This window comes from Amycolatopsis sp. cmx-11-32, assembly GCF_047608695.1.
GTDB lineage: Bacteria > Actinomycetota > Actinomycetes > Mycobacteriales > Pseudonocardiaceae > Amycolatopsis.
In genome coordinates, this window is the sequence record NZ_JADNQN010000025.1 from 1 (window position 1) to 17,052 (window position 17,052).

At 66.8% G+C, this 17,052-nt stretch carries 18 protein-coding genes and 2 pseudogenes; 4 read left to right on the top strand and 16 right to left on the bottom strand.

Features of this window, described 5'->3' with window-relative positions; all coding sequences use genetic code 11:
* Positions 1–257: 257 nt before the first annotated feature.
* Positions 258–620, bottom strand: a complete 363-nt coding sequence (locus tag ACM6LR_RS38350; protein WP_414942770.1) for a VOC family protein — start codon at positions 618–620, stop codon at positions 258–260.
* A gap of 436 nt (positions 621–1,056) precedes the next feature.
* Between ACM6LR_RS38350 and ACM6LR_RS38355 the strand changes: the two genes are divergently transcribed.
* Positions 1,057–1,785 carry a dienelactone hydrolase family protein gene (locus ACM6LR_RS38355; protein WP_414945551.1) on the top strand — a complete coding sequence of 243 codons (729 nt, stop codon included), beginning with the start codon at positions 1,057–1,059 and terminating at the stop codon, positions 1,783–1,785.
* A gap of 392 nt (positions 1,786–2,177) precedes the next feature.
* Here ACM6LR_RS38355 and ACM6LR_RS38360 read toward each other — a convergent pair whose 3' ends face one another.
* A complete protein-coding gene (locus tag ACM6LR_RS38360; protein ID WP_414945552.1) occupies positions 2,178–2,615 on the bottom strand; it encodes a MarR family winged helix-turn-helix transcriptional regulator in 438 nt (145 codons plus the stop codon).
* 111 nt (positions 2,616–2,726) lie between these two features.
* Between ACM6LR_RS38360 and ACM6LR_RS38365 the strand changes: the two genes are divergently transcribed.
* A complete protein-coding gene (locus ACM6LR_RS38365) occupies positions 2,727–3,572 on the top strand; it encodes an NAD-dependent epimerase/dehydratase family protein (RefSeq protein ID WP_414942773.1) in 846 nt (281 codons plus the stop codon).
* 41 nt (positions 3,573–3,613) lie between these two features.
* Positions 3,614–4,108 (top strand): annotated as a pseudogene (locus tag ACM6LR_RS38370) (transposase family protein); the annotation flags it as partial.
* Between the two features lie 17 nt (positions 4,109–4,125).
* Here the strand turns inward: ACM6LR_RS38370 and ACM6LR_RS38375 are convergent.
* Positions 4,126–4,944, bottom strand: coding sequence for a MerR family transcriptional regulator (locus tag ACM6LR_RS38375; protein WP_414942774.1), 819 nt, complete (start codon positions 4,942–4,944; stop codon positions 4,126–4,128).
* 787 nt (positions 4,945–5,731) lie between these two features.
* On the opposite strand from ACM6LR_RS38375, the gene ACM6LR_RS38380 reads away from it, so the two are divergent.
* Entirely contained in the window at positions 5,732–5,881 is a 150-nt protein-coding gene (locus ACM6LR_RS38380; protein WP_414945553.1) for a hypothetical protein, read from the top strand.
* Between the two features lie 113 nt (positions 5,882–5,994).
* Here ACM6LR_RS38380 and ACM6LR_RS38385 read toward each other — a convergent pair whose 3' ends face one another.
* The 13 genes and pseudogenes from ACM6LR_RS38385 to ACM6LR_RS38445 form a co-directional block, all read right to left on the bottom strand.
* Positions 5,995–7,122: a hypothetical protein gene (locus ACM6LR_RS38385; protein WP_414945554.1), complete on the bottom strand. Its 1,128-nt coding sequence runs from the start codon at positions 7,120–7,122 to the stop codon at positions 5,995–5,997.
* 395 nt (positions 7,123–7,517) lie between these two features.
* Entirely contained in the window at positions 7,518–7,853 is a 336-nt protein-coding gene (locus ACM6LR_RS38390) for a helix-turn-helix domain-containing protein (RefSeq protein ID WP_414942778.1), read from the bottom strand.
* Complete coding sequence (locus ACM6LR_RS38395; RefSeq protein WP_414942779.1) at positions 7,850–8,014, bottom strand: hypothetical protein; 165 nt, start codon at positions 8,012–8,014, stop codon at positions 7,850–7,852. The genes ACM6LR_RS38390 and ACM6LR_RS38395 overlap by 4 nt, the downstream gene beginning before the upstream one ends.
* Positions 8,015–8,303: 289 nt before the next feature.
* Positions 8,304–9,344, bottom strand: a complete 1,041-nt coding sequence (locus ACM6LR_RS38400; protein ID WP_414945555.1) for a DUF2891 domain-containing protein — start codon at positions 9,342–9,344, stop codon at positions 8,304–8,306.
* A 58-nt stretch (positions 9,345–9,402) separates the two neighbouring features.
* Positions 9,403–9,822 carry a DUF6262 family protein gene (locus ACM6LR_RS38405; RefSeq protein ID WP_414945556.1) on the bottom strand — a complete coding sequence of 140 codons (420 nt, stop codon included), beginning with the start codon at positions 9,820–9,822 and terminating at the stop codon, positions 9,403–9,405.
* Complete coding sequence (locus tag ACM6LR_RS38410) at positions 9,812–10,960, bottom strand: tyrosine-type recombinase/integrase (protein ID WP_414945564.1); 1,149 nt, start codon at positions 10,958–10,960, stop codon at positions 9,812–9,814. Before ACM6LR_RS38410 ends, ACM6LR_RS38405 begins: the two co-directional genes overlap by 11 nt.
* A 99-nt stretch (positions 10,961–11,059) precedes the next feature.
* Positions 11,060–11,524, bottom strand: a pseudogene (locus ACM6LR_RS38415) (IS3 family transposase); the annotation flags it as partial.
* Between the two features lie 420 nt (positions 11,525–11,944).
* Positions 11,945–12,454 (bottom strand): TetR/AcrR family transcriptional regulator, encoded by a 510-nt coding sequence (locus ACM6LR_RS38420; RefSeq protein ID WP_414942784.1) that lies wholly within the window; start codon positions 12,452–12,454, stop codon positions 11,945–11,947.
* Positions 12,447–12,848, bottom strand: a complete 402-nt coding sequence (locus tag ACM6LR_RS38425; protein ID WP_414945557.1) for a DUF4260 family protein — start codon at positions 12,846–12,848, stop codon at positions 12,447–12,449. Before ACM6LR_RS38425 ends, ACM6LR_RS38420 begins: the two co-directional genes overlap by 8 nt.
* Positions 12,849–13,423: 575 nt before the next feature.
* A complete protein-coding gene (locus tag ACM6LR_RS38430; protein WP_414942786.1) occupies positions 13,424–13,780 on the bottom strand; it encodes a hypothetical protein in 357 nt (118 codons plus the stop codon).
* Positions 13,773–14,681, bottom strand: a complete 909-nt coding sequence (locus tag ACM6LR_RS38435) for a hypothetical protein (protein WP_414942787.1) — start codon at positions 14,679–14,681, stop codon at positions 13,773–13,775. Before ACM6LR_RS38435 ends, ACM6LR_RS38430 begins: the two co-directional genes overlap by 8 nt.
* 453 nt (positions 14,682–15,134) lie before the next feature.
* Positions 15,135–15,314, bottom strand: a complete 180-nt coding sequence (locus tag ACM6LR_RS38440) for a hypothetical protein (RefSeq protein WP_414942788.1) — start codon at positions 15,312–15,314, stop codon at positions 15,135–15,137.
* A 25-nt stretch (positions 15,315–15,339) separates the two neighbouring features.
* The gene (locus ACM6LR_RS38445; RefSeq protein WP_414945558.1) at positions 15,340–16,950 is read right to left on the bottom strand and encodes a carboxylesterase/lipase family protein; all 1,611 of its coding nucleotides are present in this window, start codon (positions 16,948–16,950) and stop codon (positions 15,340–15,342) included.
* Between the last annotated feature and the right edge of the window lie 102 nt (positions 16,951–17,052).

Below are 17,052 nucleotides of genomic sequence, written 5' to 3' on the forward strand. Positions count from 1 at the left end.
TTCGCCGCCTTCTTCTTACCCGTCGATCGTGAAGTCACAACATCCAGTGTCATCACACACCGTGCCCATCCCGCCGAGCCCACGCCCGGCGTGTCGGGCCGGAAACACCGTTACTGGGACAGTCCCTCACTCGCCCGATATTGCCAGCGAATTTCCGGCGCAGGACACTAGCGGACCTTGGGGGCTTCCGTCATGCCCGCTGATCGGACTTCGGTGGTCGGCGATCAGGCCGGGGACATCAAGGACGACCGGCGGGTTCAAGCCGGGGACATGACCTCGTAGAGGTTGCCGGTCTCGTCGGTGAAAAACAGGCCACGCGGGCAGAGCGGGTGGTCGATGCGGCCGTTGTCCGGTGCGGACGGCTCGCTGCCGTAGGGCACGCCGCCGGTGCGCAGGCGGTCCAGGATGCCGTCGAAGGTGGCCGGGTCCACGTCGAAGGCCAGGTGGTGGCCCGGTGTGTCCGTGTCCATGAAGTCGAGGGTGAGCTGTTCGTTCACTTTGACCGGCGCGAAGTGGCGGTCGGGACCGGCGCAGGGCAGGCCCATGACGTCGGCGAAGAATCGCGCGGCCCGTTCATTGTCCCTGGCGGGCACGATGGTGTGGTTCAGGGAAATCGGCATGTGCTCACGGTACCGAGTGAGCGCTCACTCCGGCAAGACTAACCACCACTGCGGCTTCCTCGGCGGCTGCACCAGGATGCTCCCCGCGGGCGTGCCATGCCCGGTAACGGTTGGCGTAACGGTGCTTCCGCACGTCATCACACAGTCGCGGCTCCCGATATATTGGTGTGCGGCGGTCACGCCTGCCCGACTCCGAGCCGGTATGCCCACGCCATAGCCGGCAACCGAGGACAAGCCGTCTCCGACGCAGCTCGCCCCAGTGCCGCGTCAGGCAACGTTCGCCCCTGTGATGATCTTTGTGGTACTTTGGCGTCGCCGTGCACCACTGCGAATTCGAGGAGGTGAGACCGATCAACACTGTCACAGGTCGGGGCTCCCTCCTTTGCATGGCCTAGGGAGTGCCCGTATAAGGCATCCCGAAAGGCTTGAAACGCTGATGCGCTTCACTTCCCAGACGTCGTCGGATGGCGTCACCGAACAGTTCTTCACCCTCGACGAGATTCCTGGCGTGCTGTGGACGCCGGAAGACGCCCGCGGTGCTCGTCCCCTGATTCTGCTGAGTCACGGCGGCGGGCAGCACAAGACGGCCCCCAGCATCGTGTCCCGCGCGCGTCACTACGCGGCGGAGGGTTTCGCGGTCGTCGCGATCGACATGCCCAACCACGGCGACCGGCCCAAGGACGAGGAGTTCGGCCGGATTGTGGCCGAGATGCGGGCCGGTATGGCCGCCGGCGGAAATCCGGGCGCGCTGGTCGCTGGCATGCACAGTTATTTGACCGATCAGGCCGTGGTGGACTGGCAGGCGGTCCTGACTGCGGTCCAGCGCCTCGACCAGGTTGACGTCGGCCCGGTGGGCTACTGCGGCATGTCGATGGGCTGTGGGATCGGCATCCCGCTCATCGCCGCAGAACCCCGAATCCGCGCCGCGGTGCTGGGCCTGCTCGGCGTGCACGGGCTGGCCGAGGACGCCGCGCGGATCACCGTGCCGGTGCAGTTCCTGATCCAGTGGGACGACCAGATGGTGCCGCGCGACCAGAGCCTGGCCCTGTTCGACGCCTTGGCCTCGGTTGAGAAGGCGCTGCTCGCCAACCCCGGCAAGCACGGGGATGTGCCGTGGTTCGAAGTGGACAGCTCGCTGAGGTTCTTCACCCGGCATTTGAGCTGACACCAGATCACAGTGCCCGAACGCGCCGGCCGGAACTCGTTCCCGGCCGGCGCGTTCGGTCCAGACTGTCCGGCAGGGCCGAGCGGGTGCGGGAGATCGATGACGATGAGGGTGCTCGTCTGTTGCGGATCGTGCGGCGCGGCACCGGGTCGGTGGTGACCTGGCGGCGGGCCCAGATGGTGCTGCTGTCCGTGCAGGCCTCCCCGAGCCACGAACCTCCACGCCGTCCTGCCCCTCGTGCCCATTCCACTGCCGTTGCCACCACTGACAATCGGCATGGCCTGGCACCCGCGGCACACCGCCGACGGGCCACCAGTGGCTGCCGTGCGCGGGGTACTCCGTCCGGCGCAGGAGGAATGACCCATCACCTGACCACGTGGGACCAGTAGCTGCTAGGAGCCGCCCGTAGCGGTCGTGCCGAGCCGGTCCACCAGTGCGCACAGCGCGCGCAACTCGGTGTCGGGTAGGTCGGCGAGCACGGCGGGCGGACGGTGCACTTCGTCCAGCCAGCGCGTCCGGATGCGCTCGCCTTCCTCGCTGAGCACGACGACTTTGACCCGGCGGTCGGTCTGGTGCGGCCCGCGTCGGACGAGCCCGCGTTTCTCCAGCCGGTCGACGATCCAGGTGACGGTCGAGGCGTCGCAGTGCCAGGTGTCGGCGAGCGCGCGCATCGGCTGGCCCTGCCCCGGCTCCAGGCTCAGCAGTGCTTTGAGGTCACCGGCACTGACGTCGAGCCGGGTCAGGGTGCCGAGGTGCCGCTCATGCTCGCTCATCACGAACCCGCGCAGCGCCTGCCAAACCTCCGCTCGGACTCGCTCTTCCTGCCGCATGCGGGCAGCTTACGGGGAACCAAAAAAGGTTGGATCTCTAATAATATTGGATATCTCAAAGTATCCGGCTAATGTGCTCCCGGTCAGCGTTTCTCTCCCTGGAGGTTTCCCTTGACCATCCTCGTCACCGGCGCGACCGGCCGTGTCGGCAGCCGCTTCGTGCCGCGTCTGCTCCGCGTTTCGGGGCCCGTGCGGGTGTTCGCCCGGGACATGAGCCGTGCGGCACCGCTGGCGGACCTCGGCGCCGACGTCGCGCTCGGCGATCTCCGCGATGCCGATTCCGTGGACGCCGCGCTCGATGGCGTCCGCACGGTCGTCCACCTCGGCGCCGCCTTCCGCGGGGTTTCCCCCGACGAAACCGCCGAGGTCAATAACGCGGCCACGGTGGATTTCGCGACCGCAGCGCTCAAAGCCGGGGTGGCCCGATTCGTGCACACCAGCACCACACTCGTGTACGGCCCTGGCCGCGGCAGGCCCGCGACCGAGTCCGACGAACCGGCCCCGCCGCCGTGGGCGTACCCGCAGCAGAAGGCCATCGCCGAGAAAGCGCTGCTGAGCCTGCACCGGACCCAGGGCCTGCCGGTGCGGATCGCCCGGCTCGCGTTCGTCTACGGCGACGGTGATCCGCACCTCGCGGAATCGCTGACGTGGGCGCGTGACTGGGCCCCGCACAAACGTCTGCACATGGTGCACCACGCCGACGTGGCGCAGGCGCTGTTCCGGCTCGTCCAAGCCGAGGGCATCGAGGGCCGGATCTACAACGTGGCCGACGACGCCCCGGTGACCGCGCACGAGTTGCTCACCCTCAACGGCGAGCGGGTCGCCGAGGACGCACAAGACCGCCCGCTGGAAGACCCTTGGGACGGCGTCTGCGAGAACGCCCGCATCCGCCGTGAACTCGGTTTTCGGCCTATCCACCCGACTGTGTACTCAGCTCAGGACGCCGGAGCCCTCTAAAGGTTGTCCCGTAACGATGTCGCGTTGAGATCAATGATTTGGTGGAGCAGGTGATCAGCGCGGACCGGCCGGAGTGGGTGCCGGTGTTCACGGGTTTGTCGGTCCGGCAGTTCCGGGAGCTGGTGCGGATCGTGGCCGGTCGGGGTGGTGAGCAGGCCGGAACTGGCCGGCGATGGAGCCTGTCGTTGCGGATCGCGTGCTGCTGACGGCCGTGTACTACCACACGAATCTGACGTTTCGGCAGGTGGCGCTGTTGTTCGGGATCTCGAAATCGGCCGCGAACCGGGTGGTGGATCATCTGGCGCTCTCGCCGGTGACCCGCGAGCACGGCCCGGACACGGTCCTGATCGTGGACGCCCACCCTGGTCCCCACCCATGACCGCACCAGGTCCGCCTCCAGCAAAAACTACCGGTACTCGGTGAACATGCAGGTCGTCATCGACGCCGACACCCGCCTGGTCGTCGCGATCGGCGACCCCGCCCCGGGCAACCGCAACGACTGCCGCGCCTGCACCGACTCCGGCGTCAACCAAACTCGGGGCAGTCCCGACCTTTAGTGTTGTGTGATCGGCATCTGCAGTTCGGTCTGCCAGCGCTCCTCGGGCTCTGGGTGGGTGACGAGGTGCACCTCGCGGGCGGTGCCGTCCGTGCGGTAGCCGTTGTCCTCGATCCAGGTGGCCAGGATTTGATAGCCCTCGCCGATGGTGGCCATCGTTCCGTGATGGACATAACAGGCCGCCTGCTCGATCCCGTCGAGGTTGGCGATCTGGATCGAGTCGAGTGCCACGTCGTCGTCGACCGGGCACCCGGCCGTGACGGTCAGCCGATCCCCGTCAGCCGGGGCGTAGGTGGCCAGCGACATGCCCGCCGGACGTACCTGGTCCCGTTCCAGGGCCCCGAACAACTGACCGAACAACGATTTCGCGACCGGACCGACGTCCTCGTGGTTGTTGCTTTCCGCGACACCCGACGCCGATGCGATCCGGACTGGCGCGATCTTCTTGACCGTGACGTTCTTCGTGCTCATAGCACCTTCCCTCTCGATCATCAGAAGTCTCGCCTCGATCCGGCTGAGACGCGCGGCGTCGGCCGAGAGCTGTTCGGCCAGCTCGGATTGCCGCAGCCGCAACATGCCGCGTAGCTCCACGGTGTCGACCTTGGCGTCGATGATCTCGGCGACTTGTGCGAGTGTGAAACCGAGATCCTTCAACGCGACCAGGCGGTTGAGCCGTTTCAATTGGTCGGCCTCGTAGAAGCGGTAACCGGTGAACTGATCGACCCGGGCGGGCCGCAACAGGTCGATCGCGTCGTAGTGCCGCAGCATCCGCACGGATACCTGACCCAGGGTGGCGAAATCTCCGATGGTGAACATGATGGCGGCAACGCTCCTCCCTGACACCGTGTCAGGGTCAACAGATTAATGCTGCTCGCCGCCGGGGCCGAACAGGTTTCGCCGTTGTCGTGGCCGAGCAGGAACGTGAACCGGGCCAGGTCAGTGCGGAGCTGGCCGAGGTCGTAGGCCGGATTACCGATGAAATGCCGTAGGGGTGCGTTGAGGTGATCGTGCTCGTTGGCCGGCCAATCGTGGAAAAAGCGCAGGAGTTCAGCCAGCTCAGCCGCGTTGCCGGCGTCCACGTTCGCAGTGGGAATGGTCACGACCTCCGGTTGATGTGGTTGCTGGTGTTGAGGGTGGTGATTCCGGCGGCTCGGCCGAGTTCGGTGCGGAGCTTGTCGTTTTCGACGGTGAGACGGCGGATGTGTTACTCAGAGAGGTCAAGGTGCAGGCGCAGTGGCCACCGCCTGCGCGAGCGTGTCCACCGGGCGTGGTGGATCGTCGGTGGCCAGGGCGGGCAGCGCGATCACAGCGGTCTCCAGTTCGGCGATGCCCTCGCGTTCGCTACAACGTGAGCTTCAGTATTCGCGGACCTTCAAGTTGCCTCCTTTGCTTGTAGTTGTCCTGCGAACTTCCCGGTCCTCGACCGGAAAGCAACGGATGGGAGCCCAAGTCAAAAAACTCTCCATGCCGATCGATGCGAATCGATAATCAATTGTGCATCGAACAGCAGGAATAGCAGGAACAGTAGGAAGATCACCGGGGACCTAGCAGGTGAAGCCGGGATGAAACCACTCGCTGCCAGACTCGTGGGCGCTCCACATCAGTGACAGCATCCGCCGACGGTCTGCCCGACCGGTCTTCTCGGCCGGTCAACAGAACAAGGGAACTGACGGTCTTCGGCGTGGTAACGCTGGGCAGTCTGCTCGACGACGCACTGGGCACGAACCTGGGCATCCACGACACCCTGCTGTGAATGGGGCGGTGGCCTGCCTGGGCGTGATCTGGCTGATCGCGACCCCACCGGACGGTGGAGTACGGGTTAGAGGTGCCGTCGGACTTTGGGTTGAGACTGGTGAGGTCGCGTATTCAACTGTCGCGTGTTCGTCGGGGTTGGGGCGGTGAGTGATCGCCTGGGGCGTAGCGGCTCCAGGAGGCGCCGGCCTGCGTGGCGATCTTGGTGGTGGTGACTGGGTGGTAGCCGAGGGCGTCGGCGACCACGGGTGCGGGCATGGTGAGCACGTGCTGCTGGATGGCCGCGGTGCGCCCAGTTGTGGTGGGGACGCCGAGTCTGGTCACCAGCGCGCCGAGCGACCTTGGGTGCATCGGTTGCCCTGCGCGGCGGCCGGGGAACAGCCAGCGGGCGTTCGGGTTGGTGGCGGTGTTCATGTTGTCCCGTTGGCCGATCCAGGCCAGGAGCAGTTCCGCGACCGGTGCTGGGACTGGTGAGGACGGTTCGCCGAGGCGCAGCAGGACTTGGTCGCCGTCGCGGGTGAGGTCATCGACGGTGAGCCGGACGATCCGGCTGAGCGGTTGTGCGTAGAGCAGCACGATCACACCGGCGACCCGGGACCGCAGCGGCAAGTCGTGGCCGGTGAGCAGGCGGCCCAGCAGCGCGACCCGCTCGGGCTCGGGCAGCGGGGCGTTGCGGGTGACCGTGTGAGCAGGCAGCCGCAACGTCCGGGCGAGCTTGCTGGCCATGGCCCAGAGCAGAAACCCGCGAAGCCGGCCCCGTTCGTGCTCACCGCGCCCGGCGTGCCAGGTGTCGATGTCGGCCTGGCAGCAGGTGTCCAGGGGGCGGCCGCGGTTGGCGAGCCAGCCGAGGAACTGGGTGGCCGCCTTGACCTGTCCGGAGGCGAAATAGCGTGTGGAGGGAGTCAGCGGTTCCCGCGCGGCGCGGCGGCGCAGCCGCGTCAGGACCTCCCAGGTGGCGAACCGCCGCACGAGCTGTTCGTGGTCGGGAATGCTGATGCCGCCGAGGTATTCGCCCAGCCAGCGCTCGAACGAGCAGATCTGTTTGTCCACCAGCGGCAGCACGCCGCAAGACATGAGCAGTTCCCGCAGGTGCCCGGCTGCCCGCCAGGGCTGAAGACGGTGGAACGCCTCGTGGGTAAGGGCGATGTCGCCGTTTCCCAGGCCGCGCAACAGCTTCGCCGCCGCGCCGGCGTTCGGTGGTCGCCCGTCGATCCAGCTCAGCCCGGTGCGCGGGTTCTTCATCGCGACGAGCAGCTCGTGCAGCGGAAGCAGCTCAGGACGGATCCGGCCGGTGCCGTCGTCCAGCAGTGCGGCGACTCGGTCGGACAGGGCGCAGCGAAGGCAGAGGCGGCCCGCGCGCAGCTCACTTTCCTGGCCGCGGCGCGAGCAGGCGTAGGACGGGCGGAATCCGGCGCAGCTGGTGCAGATAGCGACGGCGTCGGCAGGCCGGAGATTGGGGAGGATCCGGTGCTCTCCGCATTCGGGGCAGCGCCCGTGGACACGCAGGGCGCGGCACTCGCAGGTGCGGCAGACCGGTCCGTCCGGCCAGACGGCGGCGAAGAATCCGAATCGGCCGCAGCGGCAACAGGTCCGCTTGTGCCAGCGTTCCAGCTGCTCCAGCGTGCGGTAGGCGGGACTTACTCGCCGGGCAGGATTCGGGCGGCGCGGGGTCGTAGCTTCGCGACCGTGGCTGATGGTGCGGGCCGATCGTCGGTGGCGGTCTTGCGGACGCCGGCGTTCTCCGCGGTGGTGGCCACCAGGTCGGCCGGGGTGCAGCCGAGGATGTCGCAGAACGCGGACAGCACCTGTTGCGAGAGCCGTTCGGGGGTGCCGGAGACCAGGCGGTGGACCTGCGACGCGGACAGGTCGATGCCGCGGTCCCTGAGCAAGGGAACCAGCTCGGTGGCGGTGTAGATCTTGTGCGAGGCCATGATTTCCCGTAGCTGCCAGGTGTAGCCGACTTTCCGCTTCACGACTGTGCTCCCGGGCTTGCCAGGGCCGCGGTGACGACACTGTCGAGGTGGCGGCGCAGGGTGCGTTTGCGGAAGTCCGAGCCCACGCAGGTGTAGATCGAGGTCGTGGAGGCGTGTTCGTGGCCGACTTGTTGTTGCATTATCTTGAGCTGCCAGAGCATCTAGACCTCTGACCTGCGGCGTTCCATTGTGGACGTTGTCCTTGACGTGTCGGTTGGATGCATGGTGGTTGCCTCTCAGCAAGAGCCGATCGTTACTTGACTGGGACGCCAAGCCAGTGGCTCGTGGCCTGTCTTGTTGATCGTGAGGCAGGTCGGGGCGCTGAGCTGTGTTGCCTCGGAAATGGGAGACCGTAGCGGGTCTGGTGTCTCATGGATCATGAAGTAGATCTCCGAATCACCCCTGTCGTCCGCGGCGCGGGCAGCGACACAAGTCTCGTGTGCGTGGTCCTTAACTGAGCAGAAGGAGTGCGTAGTAGGCCAGGAAGTGTTCGACTGCGTACGAGCTGCCGGTGATCTGTGGCAATGAGGCGTGGGTGTGGGCGTGCGCGGTATGGAGCATGGCGGGGATCCGGTCGTCGCCGGCGGGGAGTGCGTGCGTGAGGCGGTGCCAGCACCAGGCGCGGTGCAGGTTGAGCCCGTGCAGGTGGGCGATCAGCCCGTCGGAGGGATCGGTGACGGTCGCCGGGGTGAACAGGGGCGCGGGCTTCTGCTCGGCGATGCCGGGTAGGAACCGCCGTAGCCAGTCGGCGAACTCGGTCGGGGATAGCAGACGGGTCATGAGTTCGGCTTCGGCCAAGGCTGGGGACAGGAAGTCGGCTCCGGAGGGCTCCCAGGCGCCGGGATAGTCGTGGTCGGATCCGAACCACCGCCAGGCGGTCTCGGTGATGACCTGCTGCAGCCGCGGTTCGCCATGGTCGGCGAGGTAGCCGGCGTAGGGCAGAGCGCGGGACAGCCCGAACGCACCGTTGTCGTGCACCCCGGACCGGATCGGATAAGTGGCCCGCGGCAGCCAATCGAGATAGCGGGCCACGAAGACCGCACTCAACTCGTGCAGGGCTGTTGACCAGCGCGCGGCATCCGGGTCGTCCCAGGTGGCGGTCTCGAGGGCGAGTTCCAGCAGCGCCGACCAGCCGTAGGGGCGTTGGGTGGTGCGGTATTCCTCGGGGGCGAAATAGGCCACCTCGGCCGACAGTGCCTGGGTGGTCAGGTGCTCGTTGAGTGTGCGACGGATTTCCGCGGCCGGCACGAGATCACTGTGGTGGCGCAGCAGGCGCACCAGTACCCAGAACATCTCCACACAGGAATGCCAGTCGCAACTGCCGTAGAAGCACGGGTGCAGCTGCCGCGGGGTGGGGATGGGCACGCCCTCGACGTGCCAGTGAGTCTCGTGGTGCGGGTACTCGCGCACGACGTTCGTCAACGCTATCCCGGCCAGCTCACCAGCGCTGGCCGTCAGCAACTGGACTCGTTCGCCGTCCCACCTGGTCATCGGCATGCTCCCTCAGATTTGTGCCCGGATACCTCAGGCCAACGAGACTGCCTCAACATCAACGAGACAGGACAGCTCGGGCCGACGCTGTGTCGCGGTTCGCCGTAGAGCGCCGCTCGCCGAGTGCCTGGGCAAGTTGCTCTCGGAGCTTGCGGTTCTCCTCGGTCAGCTGCTGGATCCGCTGGTTGGCGGCTTCCAGCCTGCGTAACAGAGATGCGTCAGAGGGCCGTTGCCGGACCGGGATGGTCGTCTCAGGGGCCCGGCGGAAGGCGGCGCGGAGGCGTTCGATCTCGGCCCGGACGTCAGGTTGGGCGTAGAGCCAGGACCGGGAGACCCCCGCTGCTTGGGCGACGGTCTCGAAGCTGACCGGGCGGCCTTCGGCGTCGAGGGTCCGGAGGGCCTGGATCGCCTTGGCCCGGGTGAGTTCGTGGCGCTGCCGTGCCGCAGTGATGATGTGCCGGGTGTTGTCAGCTCGCATCCGCCGCCTCCTCGTCCTCGGGGCCGGGGCCGGCTTCGAGGGTGATGATGATGTTGTCGAGGTTGCCGAGAACCTGCTGGTTCATCTCAGCCAGGCGTTGCTGGCCGCGGGCCTCGGCGGCGGTGATGATCTGCAGGACTTGCTGGCGGTGTTCGCGGTGCTGGGGAAGGAACTCCGGCGTGGTGACGAACATCGGGCAGGTCAAACACGCGTTGGCATGCGGGCAGGTCTTCTGCACCGGCAGGCCGCAGAAGCCGTTGGGCAGCGCCTGGGTGACGCGGCCAAGCCGTTGCTTGGCCCAGTTCGCCTCGGCCAGCGGCCCGGCGGGGTCGATGGTGACGGTGTCACCTTTGGCGTTGACTTTGCGAGCCGCTTCCCAGTGCCGGCGGACGGTAGTGTCGTGCAGCCGGGCGTAGTGGGCCGTCATCTCACCACTGGAGTGGTCGAGCAGGACCCGCACGACCTCTTGCGGGACGTCACGGTTGATCAGACGGGTGCCGAAGGTATGACGCCATTGGTGCGGAGTGAGATGCACCGAGCGGCCGTGTTCGTCACGGACATCGCAGTGGCCCAGCCAGTCGCGCAGTTGGCCGCGATACGAGTGCGTGGTCAAGGGTTTGCGCCCATCGGGGTTCATCTTCGGAGCGGGAAACAACCACGGGCTGCTGGCAGGCCATCGACGAAGGATCTGCTGTTGCTGCTCGATGATCGCCTGCTCGACTTCCTCGTCGATCGGGACGAGCGCTTCCCGTTTCATCTTGCGGTTGGTGTAGCGCAGGTAGGGAGCGCCGTCGCCGTCACGGACGACGCAGTCGAACGCGATTCTGCTGGCGTCACCGACGCGAAGGCCGCAGCGCATAAGGAGGACGGTGAGCAAACGGCTCTCGGGGTTGTGCCACCGGTCGAGGTTCGCGGACCGCTCGACCTGGGCCATGATGTGCTCGGCCAGCCCACGCGGCAGGCGTTTCTCCGGCTTGGGGAAGTCGTCGGGGTAGAACGCCGCACTGGCGGGCAGGCTGGTGTCCCACTCGTGCCGCCGGATCGCATCGAGGAACGCGCCCAGCGAGCTGATGTCTCGGCTGCGCGAGCGCGTCGCCCGAGCGTCGGTGGCCAGGTCGGCGAGGTAACGTTCCAGCATCACCCGGTCAACATCGGCCAGGCTGGTCGCGTTGACCCGCGGGGATTCCAGGAACCGCGCCAATCGCGTCACTGCTGGGCGTGTCACGGTAACCGTGTAAGCCCAGCATCGGGTGTCGAGAACGTTCTTCTGTAGCAGGGAAAAGAACGATTCCATGGCGGCGTTGTCACCGCAGGCGCCGACCCGGCCCATGGACCCGGTCAGGCCGTTGTTACGCAGTTGGCGCCGGTAGGGCTTCGACCGGAACTGGCTGCCCCGATCGGAGTGCACGATGGCCCCGGCCGGGTCGCGCAGTGTGATCGCGTTGCGGAGTGCGGCGAGGGCGAGTGAGGATTTCATGCGGGAGTCGATCGAGTACCCGACGACCTTGTTGGAGTAGCAGTCCTTGATCGCACACAGATACAGCTTGCCCAGCGCGGTGGGATGCTCGGTGATGTCAGTCAGCCACTTCACGTTCGGCGCATCGGCGGTGAAATCCCTACGCACCAAGTCGTCGTGCACCGGCGGCCCCGCGTTGCGGTTGCGGCCTTTCTTCTTGGCATGCCGCCACGGCCGTCGGGACGTGCAGGATTTCCGCGTCCTCGGCCGTGAACTCCAGGGTGAGCAGGCACCGGTCAATTGCACGCCGCGCAGGCAGCCGTACACCGTGACACCTCGTTCGGTCGAGACGCAGTATGAGTCCATCCCCGATCGGACTTCCTGCTTGTCGGGCTCGTAAGTCGACCGCTGGTTCGAGAACGACGTCCGGACACCGGCACCGTCGACCGCACCTCCGGCCTGTTCGTATAGATGGCCGAAGATGCGGCGTGCATGCGCCTCGTTGAAGGAGTCACCGTCATTCCCGGAAAGCTCTTGCGCCTCTTCACCATGCGGGATGGCGTCACTGTGTTCACGACTGTGCCGCCAGCCTGACGACCGGGTCAGCGGTCGTAGGGCCATGGGCGATTCGGACCTTAGGGTTGGCCGTCGCCGCCGGGGACAGGCTCAGCTGTGTCGAGCGGGATCGGCAAACGCTGCCAGCCCTGTGCGCCAAGCGCTGTCGAGATCCGCGTCAGGCGGGAAACGGCCGTCGAGTTCGAGGATGACCATGCCGTGGGCGAACGCCCAGACAGCACGTGCCCGGTTGATGTCGCCGCCGACAGCGCGCATCAGCGGCAGCGCGGTCGCTTCCTCCGCCCCGGGCGGCAGCAGGTGGCGAGGGAGGGGTACGGAGTTCATCAGCCGGTAGAGATGGGGATGCGCGAGCGCGTAGGCACGGTAGGCCGCCGCGAGCGCGACCAAGGAGTCGGCTCGTGCCAGCGCGCTCGCCAGCTCCCGCATGGCGAGCGTGATCACCTGCGCTTCAACCGCACCCTTGTCCGGGAAGTGCTTGTAGAGCGACGGAGCGCGGATGCCCAGCCGGTCGCCGAGCGCCCGCATGGTCAGCGCCGCGGAGCCGCCTTCGTCGATCAGCACGCGTGCTGCGTCGACGATCTGCCCGGTCCGCTCACGCACGCCGGCTCCCGTCACGCTCACGCAGGCCGTAGCCGAACGCCCGATCCAACGCGATATGCGCCAGCCAGCCGAGCCCCGCCGTGAACAACGGTACCCAATCCCCTAGTCCGCCGGCGCTGTAGACGACCAAGACGGCCAGCGGGATCCATGGTCGATGCATGACGTTGTAGTAGGGCACGGCTTTCGGCGACAACTTGCCTTTGCCGGCAACGCCGACGCCGACGCCGACGAACATCGTCAGGTCGGGTGCGATCAGTAACAGGAGCGCGGCGACCAGCGCCGAGCCGCCGTGGTTGATCACCTCGAGCACGATGAAAGCCAGTAGGAACGCCGCCAGAGCGGCCCATGCCACCCGCTTCGCGACCTGGCGGGCGGGTGTGACAACGACAGACATGGAACCCCCAGTTGACGGCTAACGGTGTTAGCTTGAGTTTAAGGCTAACGCCGTTAGCCGTCAACTTGCCCCAAGACTTCCGGGAGCTGAGCCGAGGGGACGCGTATCCATGTTCGCCGCTGGACCGAAATCCACCTCCGTCGTGTTGAGGACGTTTCGCGGTTCGCGGGCGGATCGCTGCCGGCGTGGTTCAGTCGCTCGGAGCGATCCAGCTTGCGTGGATATCGAGCCGTGCCGATGGTAGGCATCCCGAGGTCGACCTGGCGGGTGCTGCGGGTGGGCCGCAGCACCCGCCGGCACGCTTGCCGCACAAGCACTGAAGGGTGCGGTCAATCCCCTCGATCTCACCCAGCCAGCCTCGGACGCGGCGCGCGCTTTCCGGTCTTCCAAGTCGGACTCCAATTCATCGAGCCGGGGCAGCATCTTCGGATCTGCATGCGATTGCACACACCGCAAGCAAGCTCATCGGATGATCTCGAATACAGATCGCTCAACCTGTTGGCTTCGGCATTCACGGACAGCGACGAGGGAAATCTGGTGTCCGTGGGTGGTCGGGCGTGTCATTCGAGATGTTGTCACAGGGTGCCGAACTCGATCAGGTCCTCAATCGCTTGTCGTAGCCAGGCGTTGAAGTCCGAGAACCGGTGCCCGCGCTGCTCCCAGCCGCGCGTCGCGCCCACATGCACGATCGCGACGTCACCACGGTCGAGATCCCAGCAGGCCCAGTCGTCGTTGTCCTGCCGTCTGGCGAACATCACCAGGCGCCGGTGTGGATACGACTTCGCCAGTATCGTGTTGCTGCGTCGGAGCAGGTCGCCTTCGACGATCCACCACGGCTCAAGGTCGGTAAGCCCCAATTCGACAACGCGAACGAATTCCGGCGGGTAATCGAAACCGTCGGGCAGGTCGTCGACAGACAGCAGGTCAGCCACTTCCAGTCCCCGTCTTCTGTAGCCACTCCTTGAGGGCGGCATAGTCGGCCGCTGTCAGGCCGTGACGGGGATCGATCCGATGCAGCAGAGCAGATCCGTGATGGTGTGCGGACACCCAAACCCGATCGGTGTCGGTGATCTCATCATCGACCCAGGCGAAGGGGCGTCCCGCAGCCCAGTCGACGAGGGTACGAGTCTTCCAATGCAGTCCGTTGCGTTCGTCCTGCTCATCGACGTCGGATGGCTCCGGCCAGATCACGACTGCCAACCGCGGCAGCCCAATCCGTGGTGCGATGCACTCATTGGCGTCGTGCATCCATGTGGTGGCCCAGGCCAGTTCACACGGCAGTGCCGCCAGGCGAGGGCCGTGCTCGGGGTTGATTCTGCTCAGCAGCGGGTTCGAGCTGTTCTGCTGTGGATCTGGCGTTGTCCGGTAGGTCGGATACTGTCGCGGCGCGAGACCGAACGGGATGAGCGGCCCGTCGACGTCAAGGAAGAGCAGCGGACGCTGTTTACAACCACCGGTCACAGGCCACATAGTAGCGGCTTTCACCTGACAGGCAGGCTTGATCAGCGATCTCGCAAGAGCATGGCGGGTCCAGCGGTAACCAGGGTCTAGCAGGTCACCCCTCACTCGATCGACCGGGCGAGGCTCGGATGTCGGGCGTGCTGTGAGCGGCGCGCATGGCTCCAGGCGCTGGCGGCCAACGAGCCGAACACCGGTCTGCGGTGGCTGGCTGAGAACCCGGCTCGCAACCGGAAGGTTCGGACGTTTCTGCTCTGGACCCACCACAACCACCACACCGGCGGCATCGTCATCCCCGACGAACTCCGCGGGCGTGGCAACCGAGCCGCCATCGAGGACGATCACCGCTGGGCGTTGGTCCGCCGCCTCCTGCATGACGACACCGTCACCATCCATGACCGAGTCGCCCGTCTGCTCCTGTTCGGACAGCCACTATCCAAAGTAGCCCAACCCGACCCGCGACCAGATCGTCCACGACGACAAGGGAACCCGGATCATGTGTCGGGCGCCGAACCGCTGGACTGCCCAGCCCGCTGGACGACCTCATGCACCAGCTCGCCAACAATCGACACAGCCACGCCGACATCCACCCGTGGCTGTTCCCTGGAGGCGCTCCAGGACGCCCGATCACCGCGACCCACTGGGCCCACCAAGCCAACCCATCCAACGCTGCCAACGCCGCCGGCATCTCCCGGCGACCGAGAGCCGGTCCGGAGTTTGACCTGGAACCGGTCGCGCGAGCGACGCCCCGAAAATTCGGGTCACTGCGGACAGGACCTTGCACCAGCGTGATCTAGCGCAGATCGGCAGGTCGATGCTTCTGTGAGGTCAGGATTTGCGGGCGGCGATCCGGAGGAATAGTAGGCCGACCAGGATCGCCACTGCTGAACTGATCGTGGCTAGTGGCACGTCGTGAGCGGTGCTCACCCCGGTGATGCCGCCGATGATCAACACCACGGCGATGGCGAGCACGATGACACGCTGGGACTTCGAACGGCTTTCGGGCATGTCGGATCTCCTCGGCGTCGCGGGTTTAGTGCAGCGATGACCAGAAGCCGCACTGGTGCGCGGCGGCCGGGTCTACTGTGGAGGGACGATCGGCGTCGGCGGTGAACTCGTGCACCTTCGGCGCGGCCGGGTCCCACGCCGGCCACTGGTCGGCAGTTCTTGTGTGACCGGGGTTTCCGGTGTGCGCGAACGTCGACCAGGCGGCGATCATCCGCTCGGCCAGTTGCTGTTGGGCCGCTGTCAGCGGATACGTCGAACCGTCCAGGTGCACCGGCTTTCCCTTGACGTCGAACAGGTAGAACAGTTCGGAGGCGTGCGAGGCGCCGGGCTGGAACGTCGGCGGCACCGGGATCAGTGGTGGCGCGGTGGGGTCGGCGAAGCGGTAGCCGAACACCGGGCCGCGCGCCGCGAGCGCGGTGTCGGTCTGCTGCTGTGGGCAGGCGAATCCGGAGTCGGTGTAGACCGCGGCCCAGGCCAACCCCGGCGTCGGGTAGTCACGCAGCGGGTACTGCTGCTGAACCGCGGCCGCGGCCGCGCCGAATCCCTTGGCCAGCAGTTCCGGGTACTGCGCGGCAGTGATCGGTTTGCCGAGCAGTTCGTAGACGCCGGCGACCGTGCGCTGTTCATCCGCAGTGTTCCCGGACAGTACCGGCACGTCAAGCGCCTGCTTCAGCCCGTCCCGCGGATCGACCGGCAGCGTCGTGCCGCCCACTGTGGCCGCGGTCGCCGTCCCGGCCTGGGTGAGCAGCTTGTCCACCGGCAGGGCGCGCAGGCAGCCGAGCTGGTCGCCGCCGGGCGGGCAGCCGAGCGCGGCCGCAGCCTGCGCACTGCTGCGTTCGGCCTGCGCCTTGGGCCGCCAGAACGCGCCGAACGCCGGGCTCTCCGGACCGGACGCGTTCGCCGCGAGCGTGGTGTGGCACGAGCCGCTCTGCAAAATCGCCTTGCTGAACAAACCTCTCGCGGCGGGCGAGGTGAGCTGACCGCATATTGCGACCGCGCCACCGGACTGGCCGAACAGCGTGATGTTGCCTGGATCGCCGCCGAACGCCGCCGCGTTGCGCCTCAGCCAGGCGAGCGCCGCCTGCTGGTCCTGCAAGCCGTAACTGCCACCGTCGGTCATCCCCGGTAGCGCCAGGTTGCCGAAGATGTTCAGCCGGAAGTCGACGGTCGCCACCACCACATCGCCCTGGACGGCAAGCCTGCGCGGGTCGTACTCGGTGCCGGCGCCGCTGCTGAAGCCGCCGCCATGCAACCAGACCAGCACCGGTCTCCGGACCGTAGCCGAGTTCGCCGGCACGGTGATATCGAGGTACAGGCAGTCCTCGGCGGTGCTGCCCTCCGGCGGGTTGCCCGCTTGCGCGCACGGCGGCCCCGGGGCGGACGCCTCGCGCACCCCGTCCCACGGGCGCACCGGTTTCGGCGGCGCCCAGCGCTGCGAACCGGTCGGCGGTTCGGCGTAGGGCACGCCTCGGAACCGGACGATGTCGTTGTCCCGCACACCGCGCAGCTCCCCGGAACCGGTGTGCATGTGCGTCGGATCGGCCGCCGCCTCGTTCGTGCAGGCCGTCGATCCGACCGTGGTCGCGGCAAGCAGTAGGGCAGTGGCGAGCCTGCGACGGGTGGTCACACGGCGCATGGAGATCGGCCTTCCGGTCGGGATCGGGAACACCGCGCAAGCTATGTCACGTGTAGTCGGCGCCGCGACTCGCGGACGACCAGTCCTGGCGGATCGTTCGTC